The sequence below is a fragment of the Streptococcus sp. 27098_8_74 genome (assembly GCF_041431705.1).
GTDB lineage: Bacteria > Bacillota > Bacilli > Lactobacillales > Streptococcaceae > Streptococcus > Streptococcus salivarius_E.
In genome coordinates, this window is record NZ_JAPVYF010000004.1 from 92309 (window position 1) to 111562 (window position 19254).

Sequence of the window (19254 nt, forward strand, 5' to 3'; positions counted from 1 at the left end):
ATTCTCTCTTTCTTACTTGTGTGATTCTGCTTTGTTAGATACAGTTGTCCCAATTTGCTCACCAAAGATAACACGTTTGATGTTTCCTGGTTCGTTCATGTTGAAGACAACAAGGTCAATGTCATTATCCATTGAAAGGGTAGAAGCTGTGGCATCCATAATTTTCAAACCACGTTTGATAACTTCCACGTGTGTCAATTCATCAAATTTGACAGCATCAGCGTTTTTACGAGGGTCGTCATTGTAGACACCATCAACGCCGTTTTTAGCCATAAGAATAGCATCAGCTTCAATTTCAGCTGCACGAAGAGCCGCTGTTGTATCTGTTGAGAAGTACGGTGAACCAATACCTGCTGCAAAGATAACAATACGACCTTTTTCAAGGTGACGAAGGGCACGACCACGAATATAAGGCTCTGCCACAGATTTCATATCAATCGCTGTCTGAACACGTGTATCAACACCGAGTTGTTTCAAACTATCTGCCATAACAAGGGCATTCATAGTTGTTCCAAGCATACCAGTATAGTCTGCTTGAACACGATCCATTCCTGCTTCAGCTGCAGGTTCCCCACGCCAAAGGTTACCACCACCGATAACTAGAGCAATTTGAATACCTGAATCCGCTACCTCAGCAATTTCTTTAGCCATAGCTTGGACAGTTGGAAGATCAATCCCAACACCTCGTTCACCAGCTAGAGCTTCACCTGAAAGCTTAATGAGGACACGTTTGTATTTTGGTTCTGCCATGATTTCTCCCTATTAACTATTTTGTTTTATGATTTAATTCTTAGCTGAGATTCATCTTTCCTAAGTCGTCAATTACCATCCTTTTAGGGTGGTTAAGGGGCTTATTCGAGCAACTCCTTTTTATGATTAGAATAGGAGAATGTTTTCATTTTTTGCAAAGAAAACACTAAATCTTCATCCTTACTATTTTATCATAAATTAGGGTTTTCACCTAGTCAAATATTTAAAAATATCCTTACAAGATAACTGTAAAGGTGATGGTGTCATTTTTATAAGAGGCAAAGATACGCCCCTTAAATAATTTGACCATACTTTGAGCCATGGACAGGCCAATGCCAAAACCTTTATGTTCTTTGTTATTATGGGATTCTTCAATACGATAAAAACGCTCAAAAAACTTGCTATAGTCAACAGCCTTACCTTCTTTATAGGTGTTTGACACTTCTAAACGAGCCCGTTTTCGCGTTCTTCCAATCTGACGAAGTCTTACCGTAACTGTCCCTTCTGGATCACAATACTTGTTAGCATTATCCACAAGGAGAGTCACAAGTTCAAAGAGAGACTTCTCCTCTGCCTTTACATGAATATCCGGTGTGATGTCCATGACAAAAGATTTACCATCTCGAACGACAGGTCCCTTAAAGTCCTCTGCTGCATCCTCAGTAATATAGGAAAAATCCACATCTTGAAGAACAATATCCGGCTGCTCCTCCAGACGAGATAGGGCTACCAGAGAATTGATTAGAGTGGTCAAACGTGCCACCTGATCATTCGTTGACTTGGTCCATTCGTTCTCTCCAGTCATGAGTTCCTGTAGCTCCGTATTGGCAGAAATAATGGCCAATGGTGTCTTTAATTCATGACTAGCATTGGTAATAAAACGTCGCTGCTTTTCGTAGTTTCGAATGAAGGGACGAATGACGATTCCTGATAAGGCACTGACAATGACGACAAAAAAGATAAACCCAAACAGTGATAAAAGGATAGAAAGACTGAGCAAGGCTTGGGAAGAATTGTAATAAGAGGTCGTGTCCAGGAAGACCACAAGAATCTTATTTTTGCTGACTTTGCTAACCTGATAACTCAGATTGATATTTTTTTCTCTAATTGTTCCAAGAGTATTCGTCATACGGCTAGCTGCAAGTGCATAGCTAACAGCTTCTTCATCATCTATTAAAGAAGTATGGCTGGTATCCTGACTGACCACTTTATCACCAGATAAGGTCACACTGAAAAAACGAAAACTATCCAATGGAATTTCATGCCCTTGATTGGTCTCAATTTTTTTAGTTTTTCCGAAACTACCATTATTTTCTGTAAGCGTGTTGAGGACCTTACTAATTTCCTGTTCTGTCTGAAAGGACCTCACAGTATTAATGATTCCCACTGTAAAAACCAAGATAAAGAGAATAGCCAAGGAAGCAATCGTAATAAATTGAAGTCGTAAACGTCTAAACATGAACTACTCCTCTCTAATTGGCAAGAAGGCAAAAGTCACCACCCTTTTCACCAAGAATGCTGATATCAGCCTGGATAGCTTGCAATTTCTGACGCAAATAGGAAATATAGACCCAGACAATAGACTCGTCCACATCTTCCTCATCATCCCAGATGGTCTTAAAAAGGTGCTCAGTCGTTAATTTCTTGGCAGGATTGAGCATGAAGTGAGCCATTAACTTGGTCTCTCTGCTCGAAAGTCTAATGGCGTTGCCAGCTACCAACTCCTGTTCCTCCTGGTCCAAACGTACAGAACCAAGTGTCAAAATTTTGGCAGTAAAGGTCTCACTAACACGACGCTCTAGTGAGCGCAAACGAGCCAAAAGTTCTTTAAGAGAAATCGGCTTGGTCAAGTAATCGTCTGCCCCAGCGTCAAGTCCTGTCACACGATCATCAACTTCAGCCATGGCTGTCAACATAATGACATGCGTCGTATTCCCAGAGGAGCGAATCTCTTTCAGGGCCTCAATACCTGTTTTAATGGGCATCATGATATCCATAATCATTACTTGATAGGCATTCTGTGCGGCTAAGTCAACTGCCTCTTGACCGTTAAAGGCCTGATCCACCTCATAGCCTTGATGCTCAAGAGCCGCCTTGTAAACTCGAGAAAGAGCTTCCTCATCCTCAGCTAGTAGAATTTTCAAAGCCATTCTAGTCCCCTCCTTCTTGAATTAAGTTACGGATGGTCTGCATGGTCAAATCGCATGAAGCTAATTCATCCGCACAGCGCTTAAGCTCACGGGTAATCATTTCTGGATTCTTGATATCATGCTTGTACTTCATCTGATGCTCCAAACTGGCCCACGAATCCTGAGCGATGGTCCTAAGCTGAACCTCAACAAAATAGGTTCCTTTCTCATTTCCTAAGACATCTGGAAACTCAGTTTCTACTTCCAAAATGAGATGATATGAACGATAACCATTAGGCTTAGCATTTAAAATGTAATCTTTCTCGTTATAGATAGAGACGCCAGGGATAGTCTTAATGACATCGATAGTCTTGTAAATATCATCGACAAAGCCACAAACAATTCGAATACCAATACTGTCACGGGTTTCCTTGAGGGCAGACTGGCTGGTTTCAGGCAAATTTTTCCGACGACACTTGTCACGCATAGAATCGCTCTCCTTGATTCGTGAAATAAAATGTTCATAGAGTTTGAAGCCTGTTTCTTTTTTGCTAGTAATATTAGCCGCAATAATCGGGTCTGTTATTTCTTGTAAAATCTTGGGAAGATACTGTGCATATTCCCCATAAATACTTGGAGTTGACATATAAACCTCCTCTAATAGCGTTTCTTAATTATAGCATAGATAGGCTTAAAAATAAGGAATGAGCCAGACAAGAAGGACTCTAAAGCTAAGAAAAAAATCCAGCCGAAGCCAGATTCAATTTGCTTATCTAAGTTCAATTAACACAAGGCTATGCATCAAGTGGTTTGACAAAAGGCCAGTTGCCTAGTTTGTGTGTTTCATAGGTCAAGACCTTATAACCACATTGCTTGTAGCCATTTTTCTCATAGAAAGGCACATTGTAATCGCGATTGGTAATCAAGCCAAGACTACGACCTCCTGCACTACGTACAAAAGGTTCAACCCCTTCAAGCAAGAAACGACTTCCTATACCTTTTCTTTGATAATCTGGAGTTACTGCTAACATCATCAGGTACCAATCGTATTCTGCAGAATCCTCCAGATGTCTTTCAGACTCTTCAACAAAATTAAAGTACTTAAACAACTTAGTGATGCTTATGAAACGGAAAAGCTTGGTCGCTCCGTTCTGGAGATAGTTAAGCATAGAAATCGTCTGGTGCTGTAAAATAGCTGCCGCAACAATGCGACCATCCTTTTCAGCCACCAAACACGAATCCATCTTTATAGCTAAACGCACCAACATTTCCTGCAAGGCTAAGACAAATTCCTCATACTGTTCAGGCTTCTTTAAATTAGTGGCAATCATTGAAAGATAGGGATAATCTTCAAAGGCATCTGCACATACTTGTGCCACTTCCTGAACTTCGTCTAGTCTTGCTTTGCGATATTGCATCTTAATCTCCTAATCTGTCTGTTTTTTTCAGTATAACACAAAACGCATGACTGACAGTCATACGTTCTATGGCTTTTTGTAAAATCTTATAATTTTATAAGAAAAGTTTAGGCAACTTCTTCTGTAAATTGACTATTATAAAGATCAGCATAGAAACCATCTGCTGCCATGAGCTCATCATGATTTCCTTGTTCAATAATATTCCCATCTTTCATCACAAGGATAAGATCAGCATTTCGAATGGTTGATAAGCGGTGAGCAATGACAAAGGAAGTCCGACCTTCCATAAGTTTGTCCATGGCTTTTTGAATCAATTCTTCTGTTCTGGTGTCAACAGATGATGTCGCTTCATCCAAGATAAGAAGAGGGGCATCCTTCAGAAGGGCACGTGCAATGGTCAAGAGCTGTTTCTGACCAACTGATAATGTCACAGAGTCATCCAAATAAGTGTCATAACCTTTTGGAAGTGTGGTGATAAAGTGGTGAACACCGACAGCCTTGGCTGCAGCAATAACTTGCTCGTCAGAGATATTTTCTTGGTTGTAAATTAAATTATCACGAATAGTACCTTCAAAGAGCCAAGTGTCCTGAAGCACCATAGAGAATTGATCATGGACAGTTTCACGTTTCATGTCGCCAGTATCCACACCGTCAATGGTGATATGGCCTTGATCGATGTTATAGAACTTCATAAGCAAGTTAACAATAGTCGTCTTACCAGCACCTGTTGGACCAACAATCGCAATCTTTTGACCTGGCTTAGCAAGAGCTGAAAAATCATGAATAATAATCTTTTCAGGAGTATAACCAAAGGAAACATGATCAAAGACAACTTGACCTTTAGTATCTGTCAATTCAGCTGTCTTACCTGATTCGTCATCCATATCTTTTTCTTCCAAAAATTCAAAGATACGACCGATAGCTGCAGTGGCTGACTGGAGCTGTGTAATCCCTTGTGCAATTTGAGAAAGAGGTTGTGAGAAAATACGAACATAAGTCATGAAGGCCACCACATCACCAATAGTCAAGCTACCATCAATAACCTTAATAGCTCCCACAAGACAGACCATGACGTAACCAAAGTTCCCAATGAAAATCATAAGTGGCATCATAATACCTGAGATAAACTGAGATTGCCACATCGATTTATAGAGCTTATCATTAAGCCCCTTGAAAGCTTGACTACTTTCTTCAGATGCATTGTAACTCGTTACAACTGCTTGACCTGTGTAGATTTCTTCAATATATCCATTAATGTTAGCCAAATTTTCTTGTTGACGTTTGAAAAGGGGTTGTGAGAAACCCATGATGAAGGCTACTAGAACAAATCCTATCAAGACAGAACCAATCGCAGTGAAAGCCATAGTGACATTTGAGTAAAACATCATAATAATGGCTGCGACCAAGAGAATACTTGAAGTAATTAGGGTACCCAAACCTTGACTAAGAGATTGTCCCAAAAGGTCAACGTCATTAGTCACACGAGAGAGGGTGTCCCCTTGAGAATGACTGTCAAAATAATTAAGGGGAACACTGTTGATTTTCTTTTGGATAGCTGTACGAAAACGTTGTGAAAAGCGTTGTGTAACCGTCGCAACCGTAAAGCTTTGTAAGTAACCCACAATCGCTGAAATGGCATAGAGAACAGCCAAGGTCATAGCAATACTTGTCACCTTATCCAAATCAATACCTGGAATCGTCCCCATTTTGGTAGGTGTAATACCTTCAGTAATAGTATTCGTAATTTCTTTAAGCTTATCTGGTCCAATAACTGTAATGACTGCTGAAATAATTGCTCCAACAATCGCAAGGACAAAGGGAATTGGGAAACCTTTAATATAGGGTTTTAAGCGTTTATAGGACGATGTTTTTGGCTTATTTTCCATTTTCTAACTCCTCCTTAGACAATTGTGAATAAGCAATTTCTTGGTAAACCTCATTGTTAGCCAAGAGTTCCTTGTGGGTTCCTTGCCCGACTACTTTACCTTGATCAAGTACCAAGATTTGATCAGCATCCATAATAGTAGAGATACGTTGAGCAACAATCAACTTGGTCATATCTTGTGTTTTTTCAGACAATTCTTGACGCAGTTTACGATCGGTCTTATAGTCCAAAGCTGAGAAGGAATCGTCAAAAATCAAGATTTCAGGCTTACGGGCAAGTGCACGCGCAATAGCCAAACGTTGCTTCTGGCCACCTGAGAAGTTAGACCCCGCTTGAGCCACTTCTGCCTTAAGTTGGCCTTCTTTATTTTCAACAAAGTCTTTTCCTTGAGCCAATTCGAGAGCTTCCCAAATTTTAGCGTCATCTAGAGGACTATTATTGCTCGTTCCCATTGTCATATTTGACGTGATATTACCTGAGAAAAGCACAGCCTTTTGTGGAATATAACCGACTATATTGTGCAAGGTTTCGTGGTCATAATGTCGTACATCCACACCGTCAACCTTGATAGTTCCTTGCGTGGCATCATAAAATCGTGGGATAAGGTTGACAAGCGTTGATTTACCAGATCCAGTCGAACCAATAAAGGCAACCATATCTCCCTTTTTAGCTTTGAAGCTAACATGCTCCAGAACAGGCTCTGAAGTTTCAGAATAACGGAAGGAAACATCATCGAATTCGACAGTGCCCACGTCTTTAGGTTTTTCAGAACTATTTTCAGGGTAAGAGACTGAAGATTGGGTATCTAAAACTTCATTGATACGGCCAGCTGCTACAACGGCACGTGGAAGAAGGAAGAAAACGACAATCATCATCATGAATCCCATAACAACCTGCATGGCATAAGACGAATAGACAACCATATCTGAGAAGAGATGGACCTTGTCTTCCATGGCACCAGCAATTTTCGTTGGATCTGTTGGAATCTTAACATCTTCAATCAGATGCGCACCAATCCAATAAATAGCCAGTGTCAAACCGCTGGATACAGCAGTCATTACCGGTGTTAGCAAGGCAAAAGAACGACCGATAAAGAGGTTGTTTTGGGTCAAATCAGTATTGGCCTTTTCAAATTTATCCTCTTGATAACTTTCGGCGTTGTAGGCACGCACCACACGAATTCCTGTAAGAGATTCACGCGTTACGCTATTCAGTTTATCGGTCAGAGTTTGGATTAAGCGTTGCTTAGGCATAACCATAATTAAGAGGAAGAGCATGAGAACGGCAATCACTGCCACAGCGACAAGCAAGGCAAGGAGCCAATTTCCATTTTTATCGGCAATCTTTGTAATCGCCCAAATGGCCATGATAGGCCCCTGTGTAATGACCTGTAGTCCCATGGTCAGTACCATCTGTAATTGGGTAATATCATTTGTCGTGCGGGTCAAAAGACTAGGAATGGAGAATTGCTTAATCTCTGCATCCGAAAAATCTAGAACTTGATGGAAGATATCATCACGAAGACGGGTTGTAAAACTTGCTGCTGTTCTGGCAGCTAGGAAACCAACCACTACTGAGGCCATAAAGCCCGCAAAGGACATTAAAAGCATTCGCATTCCTGGGGCATCTGTATTCCAGGCAAAAATATCCGACGCCTTAGTCCCCTTGGTTGATAAGAGGGTCGTAATGTCAGACATATAGTCTGGAATTTTCAAGTTTAAATAGACGTTCAAACAAACAAATATCACAGCTAAGATAATCATGCTTAACTCTTTTGCTGTCAAACGTTTAAAAATTTTAAACATAAGTTACTCCTTATTTTTTTCTAAATTCTTACGAATTTGGTGAAAGACCCGAAAAGCTGTTTCAGCATCCTCTTTCGAAATGCCTTCTAATAACTGTTCATGGATAGCCTCTCGGAAATGTCCAACATCTTGGGCCTTCTTTTTACCCAAGTCTGTCAGATGAACATACTTGTAGCGTTTGTCCTTGTCCGATGTCACCAATTCAACGAAACCGTTTTTCTCCATACGTTTGACCAAATTACTAGCCACTGATTTAGATATAGATAGCCTTTTCTCGATATCTTTGATAAAGATTTCTTTATCTTGGTTCTCAAACAAGTACCTGACGGCAAACCCTTGTGGACCAGCTAAATGCTCAACGCCGTATGCTTTGCCTAGCTCTTGCACTCTAGATTCCATGGTATTGATGAATTCTCTAACGTCACTAAAAGGATCTCTTCCATGCATCGCAAGTTCCTCCTTGAATAATTCTCATGGAAACTATCTTAGTTCTTATGAGAACTATTGTCAAGAAAAAAGGTTCCTATGAGAACTAAAAAAGAGTGAAAAAGAATATTGCTTTCCACTCTCACTCCCGTAACTGTGATTATTAAGGCTTTGGACTCTAAAACCTAACAACGCTTGAGCTAGGCTATCTAAATAATAATACCCTCCAAATGGTCCAATTCATGTTGAATAATTTGGGCTGGCATGCCAGAAAAACTTAACTGTTTAGGCATCCATTGTTCATCTAAATAAGCTACCTCAATCGACTCATAACGTCTGGTTGGACGACTTCCTTCTAAAGATAAACAAGACTCCTCTGTTTGAAAAGGTGAGGATTTGCTGACTAAAACAGGATTAAACATGACTAGATTAACAAAACCGATATTTACGATAATGACACGCTTTTTAACTCCAATCATATTGGCAGCCATACCCACACAGGCATCCTTATGAAACTCCAATGTATCACGCAAATCTTTAGCCAAATAGAGGTCTTCTTTAGTCGCTTCTGTCGATTTTTGTCCAAGGAAAAAGACATCCTTTACGATAGTTTTTATCATCTATTTACTCCCTTTTCTTATCTAAACTATGAAATAATATATCCTTCTTTTATCGGAACCAAAGGTTTTCATTTCAAATAAATCACCTTGACCTATTATATCAAAAGGCCCGCCCTCTAGTAAAACTGACAAAAAAAAGAAACCCGCAGGCTCCTTTTTAGTCATCTTTCTTCACTCTATACAAATAACCAATAAAAACCAAAAGACTAATAGTTGAAACACTCATTGCCACTTTAGCAACTGTAGTATAGCTATAGGTCAAAACAACACCATGTTTACCTGGTGGTAAGACTAGATTAGTTGGATTCTTTTCCTTAGCTAAGTAAGTGGTTACTCGCTTCCCATCAATCCTTGCTTCTTGCCCTTTGTAGTAGAAAACTGGCAACGACAAGACCTTAGATTCTTTAGACTCGTTGGTCACCGTAAGTACTAGCTCGTTGGGGGAACGGCTGATGAATGGCTTGATTTCCTGATTATCCAAGAAAAGGTGTTTGTCAAAGATAAAGCCAAAAGGCACTTCTTTATTGGTATAATCCCCATTTATATTTTTATAAGTTCCCTTGGCCAGCATTTCTCTCGTGACTTTTGTATGACTTGGCAATATATTCTTTGCTTTAGTCATCTTATCTTGAACAGTAACAATCTGAAACATATTTAGACAAAGACCTAACAAGACAAGTATTGTCGATGCCTTTATAGAAATATTTTCTAAGATATTCGTCAAAGCTAAACTGAAGAAAAGCAGAGCAAAACTCCATAATCTCCAAGGAAATTGAAGGTTGGACACTGGACTTGACTGTAAGAACTGCCAAGGAAAACTTTTCAAGGTTAAAAAAGCTAAAATAAGAGAAATAAAAAGGTAAATTCTAGCTTCCCTAACCTTAACAAAACGCTTAGCAAAGATAAGGCTTAGCAATAAGCCCAGGAGATAGAGAAGATTTACTGATGGAGTCCTTAAATCACTTTTTAGAATCGACTCCCAGTTGTCTGCCAGACTTAAAGCTGTCTTTGATAGGAGCGGTTTAAAAGTCGTTCGTAGAGTGACATACTTGAATTGCTCTATCATAGGAACAAAGAAAGCTAGAGACATACTAAGAGTGACAAGGGTGGCCTTAAGAAATCCTAGGACACGTTCTTTTTTATTATCCCAAATCCAAAAACTAGTTACCACCGCAAAGAAAATTCCAACAGAAGCCAAGAGGACCGATAAGACATGGGAATAAACTAAACCAAGCATCCCAAGAGTCAAGATCCACCATTTCTTGTAATCTCCAAAAGTTATCAAACGAACGCCAACGAAAACTAGAGGTAGAAAAATCATCGCTAGCGTTTCGCCAACGGCCGCCCGGTAATAAGAATTGTGCAAGAAATACCCCGAAAAGAGATAAAAGGTAGAAAATATCATCACCTGTTTATCAGAATATTTCAATAAACGTAATCCGTAAAAACTAAGCAAACAAGTTACAAAGCGAACAAGAAACTGAAAACTCATCCAGGCTACAAAGACCGACTGAGTCAGCTTATAGATTATGAAAATAGGATAATAAGTTAACCAGGGATAAAAGGTATTGATTAATTGTCCGGTCCCTCCGTTAGTCGTAAAATTGATAGGACTCTTCCAGACAGTATCCAAAGATAACAGTCGGTTAATGTGAAAGACAATATCATCACCATAAAGCTTGTCCCTAAAAAAGAACATAGGCAGTATTGACACCATACTGATTAAGAAACTTATTAGAATGATTGTCTGATTAGTATACTTCTTCTTTTTTAGCCCACAGGGACCCTTTCCAACACTCAAAATTATTCCTCTTGTATTCTAATTCATAAAAATCTGCTCTAGAAAGAGATTTCTTACAAGGTATTATACCAAAAAAAGCACGGAACACCTCTTCCTCCTAAGTCTGTCTAAACAAAAAAAGAAACCCGCAGGCTTCTTTTTTTATTTTATCGAGAGGCTTATTAATCAGGGCAAGGCTGTTAATTAAACAATACCTTGAGCTGACATAGCGTCTGCAACTTTAAGGAATCCAGCGATGTTGGCACCCACAACAAGGTTACCTTCATGACCAAATTCTTTAGCAGCTGCTGCAGCATTTTCGTAGATACCTTTCATGATATCGTAAAGTTTAGCATCAACTTCTTCGAATGTCCATTGTGTACGTCCGCTGTTTTGTGCCATTTCAAGAGCTGATACAGCAACACCACCAGCGTTAGCAGCTTTGGCAGGACCAAATGATACACCAGCTTTAAGGAAGACATCAATAGCTCCCAAAGTTGAAGGCATGTTAGCACCTTCTGAAACAGCCAATACACCATTTGCTACAAGTGTTTCTGCATCTGTTTCATCCAATTCATTTTGAGTTGCACATGGGAATGCCAAGTCAGCTTTGATAGACCAAACTGTCTTTTCACCACCAGCAGGTGTGAAGGTTGCATTTGGACGAGCTTCTGCATATTTAACGATACGTTCACGTTTAACTTCTTTGATTTCTTTCAACAAGTCAACGTCAATTCCGTCTGGATCATAAACAAAACCAGATGAGTCAGAACATGTTACAGCTTTAGCACCTAGGCTTTGCAATTTTTCAATAGCGTAGATGGCAACGTTACCAGCACCTGAAACAACTGCTGTTTTACCGTTAAAGTTTTCACCACGTGCATTAAGCATTTGTTCTGCAAAGTAAACAGCACCGTAACCAGTTGCTTCTGTACGAGCAAGTGATCCACCCCAGTTCAAACCTTTACCAGTAAGAACACCTGTGTACTCATTACGAAGACGTTTGTATTGGCCATAGAGGTAACCAATTTCACGTCCACCAACACCGATATCACCTGCAGGTACGTCTGTATCTGCACCGATGTGTTTGCTCAATTCAGTCATGAAGCTTTGGCAGAAACGCATGATTTCGTTATCTGATTTACCTTTAGGATCGAAGTTTGATCCACCTTTACCACCACCGATTGGTTGACCAGTCAATGAGTTTTTAAAGATTTGTTCGAAACCAAGGAATTTAATGATTGATTGGTTTACTGATGGGTGGAAACGAAGACCACCTTTGTAAGGACCAATAGCTGATGAGAATTGTACACGGAAACCACGGTTTACTTGTACTTGTCCTTTATCGTCAACCCATGGCACACGGAATGAAACGATACGTTCTGGTTCAACCAAACGTTCCAAAAGGTTTTCTTCAATATATTTAGGATATTTATCGAAGACAGGAACAAGTGAATCGAAAACTTCTTCAACTGCTTGAAGGAACTCAGCCTCATGGCCATTTTGAGCTTTCACTTTTTCAAAAACGCTAGCAACGTACTCTTTACCTGTTGTCATATCAATGTTTCCTTTCAAATAATTACCTTAGTAATTTAATTACATGAATAGTATAAATTTTCAGAATCTTCTTGTCAAGTATTTTCTGCTATTTTTTTGATTTTTATGTTAGGTTTTATGACATAGCAAGTGATCTATCTTTTTTAAGCTACTCCTAAAAAGTTATCAATTCAACAATGTAAGCGAATTCTATTTTTCTAGTTTTTCTCCAAAATTTTTTAAACTTTTTTTCAACTTTAAAGCTAAAATAGCCTAAAAACAATTTAGTAAATTTACTATTTTTACATTTACAAATATCCCCAACTATGTTATTATGAATTTAATAATTTTACTAAATCTTGAAAAGGATCATTTTTTATGAAAAGAAAGCAATTATCAGGAAAGCACATCGGCATTGTTTTTGGAACTTTCGCTCCAATGCATGTTGGGCACGTTGACCTTATTACCAAGGCAAAACGCGCTAATGACAATGTGCTCGTCATCGTAAGTGGCAGTAACACACAAGAAGATCGGGGGACACGCGCAGGCCTATCGCTCAACCGCCGTTTCCGTTATGTTCGAGAAGTTTTCTATGATGATGAATTAGTCGTTGTGGATAAACTGGATGAGGCTAGGATGCCAGCCTATCCCGAGGGATGGGTACCTTGGGTTAATCGTGTCAAAGAGCTTATCTCTAAAAATACGGATAATCCTGAAAAGATTACCTTCTATGTTGGAGAGCCAGAGTATGTGACCGAGCTCAATCGCTATTATCCTCAAGCTCAGGTAGAACTCATCGAACGCTCTATTATCAACATCTCTGCTACCGAGATTCGCGACAATCCTATGGAAAATTGGCGTTTTATCACCAAGCCTTTCCGTCGTCACTTTACTCATAAGGTCCTTGTCGTGGGCTCTGCTAGTGGTGGAAAAACTACTCTTGTTAAAGATTTGGCCCGAACTTACAACGCTCCCTGCTCTCTTGAATATGCTAGGGAGTATCAAGAAAAGTATAATGTACGAGATGACGAGTTAGATACTAACGATTATATTCACCTCCTAACAGATCAATATGCCCAGACCTCTGATATCATTGATAAAGGGCAGCACTCAGGACTTATCTTTGCCGATACCAACTCAACAGTCACGAAAGTTTATATCGACTACTATTTGAAAGAAAATATTTCTAAAGAAGAATTTGATATGCTGGATCGGCTCTATCAGGTAACTCAAGCCCGTGAAAAATGGGATTTGATTTTTGTAATTCTGCCAAAATCAAACTATGTGGATGATGGCTTCCGTGACATGACTATGGCTGATAGCCAAACACGTGACTGGTTTACCAAGCATCTCTTAGACCTCCTATCACCATTCAAGGATAAAATCGTTATTTTAGGGGAAAATAGTAATAGTGACAGCTTCTTTGCGGACAACTACCACAATGCCAAAAAAGCAATCAAGGAACGTCTACACATCGAGATTTAAAGGACCAATCCAACGTAATCATCACTTAAAACTTACAATACAAACATGGAGGAAACATATGACTAGAACCTTCGAAAACTCTGGTAGCGAAAAGGAATTTTTGGACATCTATCAGCGAGAGGAAATGGATAAGTACGTTAAGCCCTCAGTGACCGTTGACTCGGTCATCTTCCGCTATTATGAAGGAAGAGTCCAAACCTTACTTATCAAGCGAAAAAACCATCCCTTCATGGGGAAATACGCCTTCAGTGGTGGCTTCGTTCAGGAGCAAGAAGATCTCAATCTAGCTGTCTGTCGCGAAGTACAGGAGGAAACATCCATTACACTCAACCCTGATCATATTGAGCAACTCATTACTGTGGGAACACCTTATCGGGATCCTCGAATGTGGACCATTACAGTGGCTTACCTCTGCTTCATGACCTTCAATGACATTCAAGTGGAAAAGGCTGCCGACGATGCTGCGTCTACGCATTGGTTAGACATTGCCATGGTAGACGGTCAACTGCAACTTGTTGATGGTGACAAGACGCTGTCACATGATGACCTTGCCTTTGACCATTGGGAAATTCTCTTAACAGCTATGGAACGTATCAAGGGACGACTCGAATACTATCCAACTATCCTTTCCATTATGCCCGAGGAAAACACCTTGACCACCTACCGCCAACTTTTTGGTACCTTCAATGAAGACTACCTCAAGATGGATTCCACAAATTTCTTGCGTCGCTTTAAACACCTCTTCCAAAAAACAGGTCGTCAGGTAGCTACTAGAACCAGAAAGGCTGCCACCTACACATATCATATCAAGCCACTCTAAAGTAAGGTCTTTGTTTGACAATTTGATACTTACATAGTAGTATTAAGAAAATTAATAAGAGGTATCCTATGAAAAGTTTTACATTGATTAGTGGAATTCTCATTACACTCTTGGGTGTCTTTTTCTTCGCTAATCCTACAAATCTTCTTGCCATCGTTGGTTGGCTATTTGCCCTAGTGATGCTGGTATCTGGTGTTTCAAGTCTCATGGTTTATTTTAAACGAGATAACGAAAACCGTTCTTTCTTCCAACTGCTTCAGAGTATCATTTCCATCGTTTTTGGTATTATCCTGCTATCAACATCAGCATGGGTGCTCTCGGGCGTAGCTGTAACCATTATCGCTTGGTGGCTTCTTGTCTCAGCATTTACGCAAGGCTTTCAAGCTTATCGCCAACGTCAATTCGGCTTCTCAGGTCAACCTGCCCTATCAATCGCCTTGATTTGTCTAGTCTTTGGACTCCTGCTCTTTAGTGCTCCGTTTTTCTCAGCCTTTCTTATTGGACGCTTGGTAGCTTCCTTAATTATCTTCGCGGGGGTCTCTGTCCTGTCCTTTTCGTTCCGCTTGTGGTAGGAAGAAAATAGTCACTACATAAACATAAAAAAGCCTTGCAATTCACATTTGCAGGGCTTTTGTCACACTTTGATTACTAAAGAGCTTATCCTTCTAGCTCACTCAAATACTCATAGCGTTCATACTTTTCAAGTAGTGTTTCGTTAGCAGCATCCAAATCACGTTGAAGGGTAGCTAACTGTCCATAATCGCTAGCATTTTCAAGCATGGCTGCTTCAATCTCTTCGATTTTAGCTTCAAGGTCAGCAATCTCATCCTCGATGGTCGCCCACTCTTGTTTTTCAAAGTAGCTCATGCGTTTTTTGTCTTCTTTGACTTTCTCAACTTTAACGCTAGCTTGCTCTTTTTCCTTCTCTAAGAGGGCTGCTTGCTCTTGGAAGAAGGCTTTTTCATCAAGGTAGTCAGTGTAGTTACCAAAGAACTCTCGCACACCACCCTCTTCAAAGGCTAGAATCTTGTTAGCCACCTTGTCCAAGAAATAGCGGTCGTGACTTACGGTAACGACAGGGCCGCCAAAACCATTAAGGAAGTTTTCCAAAACCGTCAAAGTCGCAATGTCTAAATCATTTGTCGGCTCATCCAAGAGCAGAACATTAGGCTTTTCAATCAGAATCTTAAGTAGATAAAGACGTTTCTTTTCCCCACCAGAGAGCTTAGCAATCTGTGTCCCATGGGTAGAACGAGGGAAAAGGAATTGCTCTAAGAGCTCTGTGATACTAGTTGTTCCAACCGTTGTCTTAACCTCATCTGCAACTTCTTGCAAGTAGTTAATGACACGCTTGCTCTCATCCATGTCCTTAATTTGCTGCGAGAAATAACCAATACGTACCGTCTCACCAATATCTAGGACACCAGCTGTGGGCACAAGGTCGCCATTAATCAGATTGAGCAAGGTCGATTTCCCGACACCATTATCCCCAACAATACCGATACGATCACGATTTTGCATGATAAGATTGAAATCACTGAGAATTTGCTTGCCATCTTCATAAGCAAAATCGACATGCTCAAAGTTAACCACCTTCTTACCAATACGGCTAGTCTCAAAGTTAATTTCAAGATCGTCATTATTAACCGTTTGGTGAACCTCACCCTTAAGCTCCTTAAAACGATTGATACGAGCTTGTTGCTTGGTCGCGCGTGCCTGTGGTTGCGTTCGCATCCATGCCAACTCCTGCTTATAGAGTTGCTTTTTCTTGTGAAGAGCCGCTGCATCTCGTTCATCTTGTTCAGCCTTTAGACGCACATAGTCTTGATAATTTCCCTGGTATTCAATCAGATTAGCCTGGTCTAGCTCAAAGATACGTGTGGCCACATTGTCCAAGAAATAACGGTCGTGGGTAATAAAGAGGACCGTTTTTTTAGAAGACTTGAGAAAATTAGTCAACCAAGCAATAGTATCAATATCCAAATGGTTAGTTGGCTCATCCAAGAGCAAGAGATCTGCATCATTCAAGAGAACCTGAGCCAACTGCACACGGCGACGAAGACCACCTGAGAGGTCCCCGACCTTTTGCGAGAGGTCTGACAATCCCAACTTAGACAAGACTGTCTTAACCTCGCTCTCAATGGACCAAGCATCTAGACTATCCATCTCTGCCATAACCTTCTCCAAGCGAGCCTGATTCTCCTCAGAATATTCTGCCATAAGGGTTTCATATTCTCGAATCAAAGCCATCTCACGAAGGTCTGATGACAAGACAGTTTCAAGAACCGTCTTGCTATCATCAAATTCTGGCTCCTGAGTCAAATAAGCAATCTTATAGCCATTAGCCTTGGTGAAAGGTGACACATCACCATCAAAACCAATACGCTCAGAGACAACATCTAGCAAGGTTGTCTTACCTGTCCCATTGACACCAATAATCCCAATACGATCCAAATCATGGATAATGAATGAAATCTCTTTAAAAACCGTCTTATCTCCAACGGACTTGGTTAATTTTTCAACAATAAAATCTGACATCTTACTTCCTTCTTACAAATAACACCGCTACGGATCCTACGCATGCTCTGTAGCGGTGTGTCTTTTTTATCACGTCTCTAGACTTATTTCATAGCTTGAACAAAGGCCATGATGGCTTCCTCGGCATTAGCTAGTTGACCATCAACGATAGCATTTTCGATAGCCTTAAGTGCACGGCCAAGGTCTGGACCAGGTTTGAATCCCAGCTCCTTCATCAGTGTGCCACCATTCACAACGATTTCGTGCTTATCATGGATGAGCAACTGGCCATCCAACTCGGCAATACGCTCATAATCGACGTCCAAGCCCTGAGCCCGTCTCAAGGTTTCAGCCTCCTCTAAGAGTTCCTTACCATACTGATAAACATCTTGCTTGGTCACAGCTCTCTCCAAACGGAAATTGAAAATGTCAACCAGGGACTGAACTGTCTTTTGGAAATTAACAGATGTCTTCCATTTTTTAAGAAAAGAACGTGGATTATCGTGCTTGAGAGCCAGAAGAGTTGCCGCCCAGGCTTGCTCAGAACTTGTAAATCTAAAGTCATCAGCATAATCTGATACAAAAGACTGCCATTTCTCTGCTGTCTCTTGAAAATCTGGAAGATACTGATAAGCCTTAGTTGCTAGAAGTGCCTTGATTCCTTTTTTCCAATGTGGTGCCAAAAGCAACTTATCGAACTCGATGAAACTTCGCTCAATCGAAATCTTTTCCAAAAGAGGAGCATGGCTGGTCATAGCCTCAAAAGTCTTTTCTTCAATATCGAAATCTAAGCTCGCTGCAAAACGTAGTCCCCGCATGATACGAAGAGCATCCTCGTTAAAGCGTTCCTCAGCCTTACCAACAGCCCTTAAGACACGGTTGTCCAAATCAGCAAGACCATTGAACTTATCAATAATCTCAGCATTTTCATTAAGAGCAAAAGCATTGACTGTAAAATCACGACGCTTAAGATCTTCTTCCAATGAACGCACAAAGGACACGCTAGACGGACGACGGTAATCCACATAGACGTCCTCTGTTCGGAAGGTCGTCACCTCATACTCACCGCCATTTTCCAAGACCAAAACGGTCCCATGTTCAATACCAATGTCTACCGTACGCTCAAAAATCTGTTTAGTCTCCTCAGGATAAGAAGACGAAGCAATATCAACATCGTGAATGGGACGGTTGAGAAGGGCATCGCGGACCGATCCACCAACAAAGTAAGCCTCAAACCCTGCAGCCTTAATTTTCTCTAATATTGGTAAAGCCTTCTGAAATTCAGAAGGCAAATAACTTAATCTCATAGCAAATGTTCCAAACCATAAACAAGCTGATTACGTTTAACAACTTCTTTAATCCCAAGATTAACACCACCCATAAAGGAAATGCGGTCGTAAGAGTCGTGACGCAAGGTCAATCCTTCTCCTTGGGCACCAAAGATAACCTCTTGGTGAGCCACAAGACCTGGCAAACGCACACTGTGAATACGGAAACCATCAAACTCCGCACCACGTGCCCCAGCAAGTGTTTCCACCTCATCCTCAGCTCCCTGACGTTTAGTCTCGCGAACCTCACGAATAAGTTCAGCCGTTTTCACTGCTGTACCTGAAGGCGCATCTTTTTTCTTGTCATGGTGAAGCTCAATGATTTCAAGATCTGGGAAATATTTGCTAGCTTCTGCCGCAAACTTCATAAGTAAGATAGCACCAATAGCAAAGTTAGGAGCAATCAAACCACCAATAGACTTGTCTTTAGAAAGGTCTGTTAATTCCTGAATTTGTGCTTCAGTAAATCCTGTTGTACCCACAACTGGTGCAAAACCATTCTCCAAAGCAAAACGAGTATTTTCATAGGCAACAGCAGGCATAGTGAAATCCACCCAGACATCTGCATCAAAGCCAACCAAATCCGCTTTATCTGTGAAGACAGGAATACCGTCCACTTCTTTTTCTGTCGCAAATGGGTCAAGCAAGGCAGCCAAAGTCAATTCGTCATCTCCCTTGACCATCTCAACCGCAGTTGAACCCATTCTTCCTTTAAATCCAGCAACAATAACTTTAATAGACATGTCATTTTTCCT

17 protein-coding genes are annotated in these 19254 nt (G+C 40.5%); 3 read left to right on the forward strand and 14 right to left on the reverse strand.

The genetic code is table 11. The annotated features are described in order from the left end of the window. Positions 1 to 12 precede the first annotated feature (12 nt). From pyrH to gdhA, 11 genes are all read right to left on the reverse strand, one after another. The gene (gene pyrH / locus O3670_RS02550; RefSeq protein WP_002885551.1) at positions 13 to 750 is read right to left on the reverse strand and encodes a UMP kinase; all 738 of its coding nucleotides are present in this window, start codon (positions 748 to 750) and stop codon (positions 13 to 15) included. A gap of 235 nt (positions 751 to 985) precedes the next feature. Further along, complete coding sequence (locus O3670_RS02555; protein ID WP_073685638.1) at positions 986 to 2209, reverse strand: sensor histidine kinase; 1224 nt, start codon at positions 2207 to 2209, stop codon at positions 986 to 988. Between the two features lie 13 nt (positions 2210 to 2222). Next, the gene (locus O3670_RS02560) at positions 2223 to 2900 is read right to left on the reverse strand and encodes a response regulator transcription factor (RefSeq protein ID WP_060972076.1); all 678 of its coding nucleotides are present in this window, start codon (positions 2898 to 2900) and stop codon (positions 2223 to 2225) included. A 1-nt stretch (position 2901) separates the two neighbouring features. Further along, entirely contained in the window at positions 2902 to 3525 is a 624-nt protein-coding gene (locus O3670_RS02565) for a GTP pyrophosphokinase (protein ID WP_371595759.1), read from the reverse strand. A 148-nt stretch (positions 3526 to 3673) separates the two neighbouring features. Next, positions 3674 to 4297, reverse strand: coding sequence for a GNAT family N-acetyltransferase (locus tag O3670_RS02570; protein WP_371595760.1), 624 nt, complete (start codon positions 4295 to 4297; stop codon positions 3674 to 3676). A 107-nt stretch (positions 4298 to 4404) separates the two neighbouring features. Continuing rightward, complete coding sequence (locus O3670_RS02575) at positions 4405 to 6183, reverse strand: ABC transporter ATP-binding protein (RefSeq protein ID WP_371595761.1); 1779 nt, start codon at positions 6181 to 6183, stop codon at positions 4405 to 4407. Beyond that, on the reverse strand, positions 6173 to 7987 hold the full coding sequence (locus O3670_RS02580; protein ID WP_371482391.1) for an ABC transporter ATP-binding protein: 1815 nt from the start codon (positions 7985 to 7987) through the stop codon (positions 6173 to 6175). The genes O3670_RS02575 and O3670_RS02580 overlap by 11 nt, the downstream gene beginning before the upstream one ends. 3 nt (positions 7988 to 7990) lie before the next feature. Further along, positions 7991 to 8434 (reverse strand): MarR family winged helix-turn-helix transcriptional regulator, encoded by a 444-nt coding sequence (locus tag O3670_RS02585; RefSeq protein WP_371482389.1) that lies wholly within the window; start codon positions 8432 to 8434, stop codon positions 7991 to 7993. Between the two features lie 188 nt (positions 8435 to 8622). Continuing rightward, positions 8623 to 9033 carry a peptide deformylase gene (locus O3670_RS02590; protein ID WP_002886693.1) on the reverse strand — a complete coding sequence of 137 codons (411 nt, stop codon included), beginning with the start codon at positions 9031 to 9033 and terminating at the stop codon, positions 8623 to 8625. Positions 9034 to 9190: 157 nt separating this feature from the next. Beyond that, positions 9191 to 10438 carry a putative glycosyltransferase family protein gene (locus tag O3670_RS02595; RefSeq protein ID WP_371482387.1) on the reverse strand — a complete coding sequence of 416 codons (1248 nt, stop codon included), beginning with the start codon at positions 10436 to 10438 and terminating at the stop codon, positions 9191 to 9193. A 579-nt stretch (positions 10439 to 11017) separates the two neighbouring features. Further along, entirely contained in the window at positions 11018 to 12370 is a 1353-nt protein-coding gene (gene gdhA / locus O3670_RS02600; RefSeq protein ID WP_037597452.1) for an NADP-specific glutamate dehydrogenase, read from the reverse strand. A gap of 357 nt (positions 12371 to 12727) precedes the next feature. Between gdhA and O3670_RS02605 the strand changes: the two genes are divergently transcribed. The 3 genes from O3670_RS02605 to O3670_RS02615 all read left to right on the forward strand — a co-directional run bounded on the left by O3670_RS02605 (position 12728) and on the right by O3670_RS02615 (position 15226). Then, on the forward strand, positions 12728 to 13834 hold the full coding sequence (locus O3670_RS02605; RefSeq protein ID WP_201036482.1) for an AAA family ATPase: 1107 nt from the start codon (positions 12728 to 12730) through the stop codon (positions 13832 to 13834). Between the two features lie 58 nt (positions 13835 to 13892). Further along, positions 13893 to 14654, forward strand: coding sequence for an NUDIX domain-containing protein (locus tag O3670_RS02610; protein ID WP_002890096.1), 762 nt, complete (start codon positions 13893 to 13895; stop codon positions 14652 to 14654). A gap of 68 nt (positions 14655 to 14722) precedes the next feature. After that, on the forward strand, positions 14723 to 15226 hold the full coding sequence (locus O3670_RS02615; RefSeq protein WP_002886681.1) for an HdeD family acid-resistance protein: 504 nt from the start codon (positions 14723 to 14725) through the stop codon (positions 15224 to 15226). Positions 15227 to 15311: 85 nt separating this feature from the next. Here the strand turns inward: O3670_RS02615 and O3670_RS02620 are convergent, their stop codons facing one another. The 3 genes from O3670_RS02620 to dapB all read right to left on the reverse strand — a co-directional run bounded on the left by O3670_RS02620 (position 15312) and on the right by dapB (position 19242). Next, the gene (locus O3670_RS02620; protein WP_060973350.1) at positions 15312 to 17192 is read right to left on the reverse strand and encodes an ABC-F family ATP-binding cassette domain-containing protein; all 1881 of its coding nucleotides are present in this window, start codon (positions 17190 to 17192) and stop codon (positions 15312 to 15314) included. 83 nt (positions 17193 to 17275) lie between these two features. Further along, complete coding sequence (locus O3670_RS02625) at positions 17276 to 18478, reverse strand: CCA tRNA nucleotidyltransferase (protein WP_049545669.1); 1203 nt, start codon at positions 18476 to 18478, stop codon at positions 17276 to 17278. Next, positions 18475 to 19242, reverse strand: a complete 768-nt coding sequence (gene dapB / locus O3670_RS02630) for a 4-hydroxy-tetrahydrodipicolinate reductase (RefSeq protein WP_049545670.1) — start codon at positions 19240 to 19242, stop codon at positions 18475 to 18477. Before dapB ends, O3670_RS02625 begins: the two co-directional genes overlap by 4 nt. Between the last annotated feature and the right edge of the window lie 12 nt (positions 19243 to 19254).

Coding starts and splice junctions, on each gene's coding strand:
- O3670_RS02610 (WP_002890096.1), top strand. CDS start 13,893: ATGACTAGAACCTTCGAAAACTCTGGTAGCGAAAAGGAATTTTTGGAC.
- O3670_RS02570 (WP_371595760.1), bottom strand. CDS start 4,297: ATGCAATATCGCAAAGCAAGACTAGACGAAGTTCAGGAAGTGGCACAA.
- O3670_RS02620 (WP_060973350.1), bottom strand. CDS start 17,192: ATGTCAGATTTTATTGTTGAAAAATTAACCAAGTCCGTTGGAGATAAG.
- O3670_RS02615 (WP_002886681.1), top strand. CDS start 14,723: ATGAAAAGTTTTACATTGATTAGTGGAATTCTCATTACACTCTTGGGT.
- pyrH (WP_002885551.1), bottom strand. CDS start 750: ATGGCAGAACCAAAATACAAACGTGTCCTCATTAAGCTTTCAGGTGAA.
- O3670_RS02605 (WP_201036482.1), top strand. CDS start 12,728: ATGAAAAGAAAGCAATTATCAGGAAAGCACATCGGCATTGTTTTTGGA.
- O3670_RS02565 (WP_371595759.1), bottom strand. CDS start 3,525: ATGTCAACTCCAAGTATTTATGGGGAATATGCACAGTATCTTCCCAAG.
- gdhA (WP_037597452.1), bottom strand. CDS start 12,370: ATGACAACAGGTAAAGAGTACGTTGCTAGCGTTTTTGAAAAAGTGAAA.
- O3670_RS02625 (WP_049545669.1), bottom strand. CDS start 18,478: ATGAGATTAAGTTATTTGCCTTCTGAATTTCAGAAGGCTTTACCAATA.
- O3670_RS02595 (WP_371482387.1), bottom strand. CDS start 10,438: ATGATATTTTCTACCTTTTATCTCTTTTCGGGGTATTTCTTGCACAAT.
- O3670_RS02585 (WP_371482389.1), bottom strand. CDS start 8,434: ATGCATGGAAGAGATCCTTTTAGTGACGTTAGAGAATTCATCAATACC.
- O3670_RS02575 (WP_371595761.1), bottom strand. CDS start 6,183: ATGGAAAATAAGCCAAAAACATCGTCCTATAAACGCTTAAAACCCTAT.
- O3670_RS02580 (WP_371482391.1), bottom strand. CDS start 7,987: ATGTTTAAAATTTTTAAACGTTTGACAGCAAAAGAGTTAAGCATGATT.
- O3670_RS02555 (WP_073685638.1), bottom strand. CDS start 2,209: ATGTTTAGACGTTTACGACTTCAATTTATTACGATTGCTTCCTTGGCT.
- O3670_RS02590 (WP_002886693.1), bottom strand. CDS start 9,033: ATGATAAAAACTATCGTAAAGGATGTCTTTTTCCTTGGACAAAAATCG.
- dapB (WP_049545670.1), bottom strand. CDS start 19,242: ATGTCTATTAAAGTTATTGTTGCTGGATTTAAAGGAAGAATGGGTTCA.
- O3670_RS02560 (WP_060972076.1), bottom strand. CDS start 2,900: ATGGCTTTGAAAATTCTACTAGCTGAGGATGAGGAAGCTCTTTCTCGA.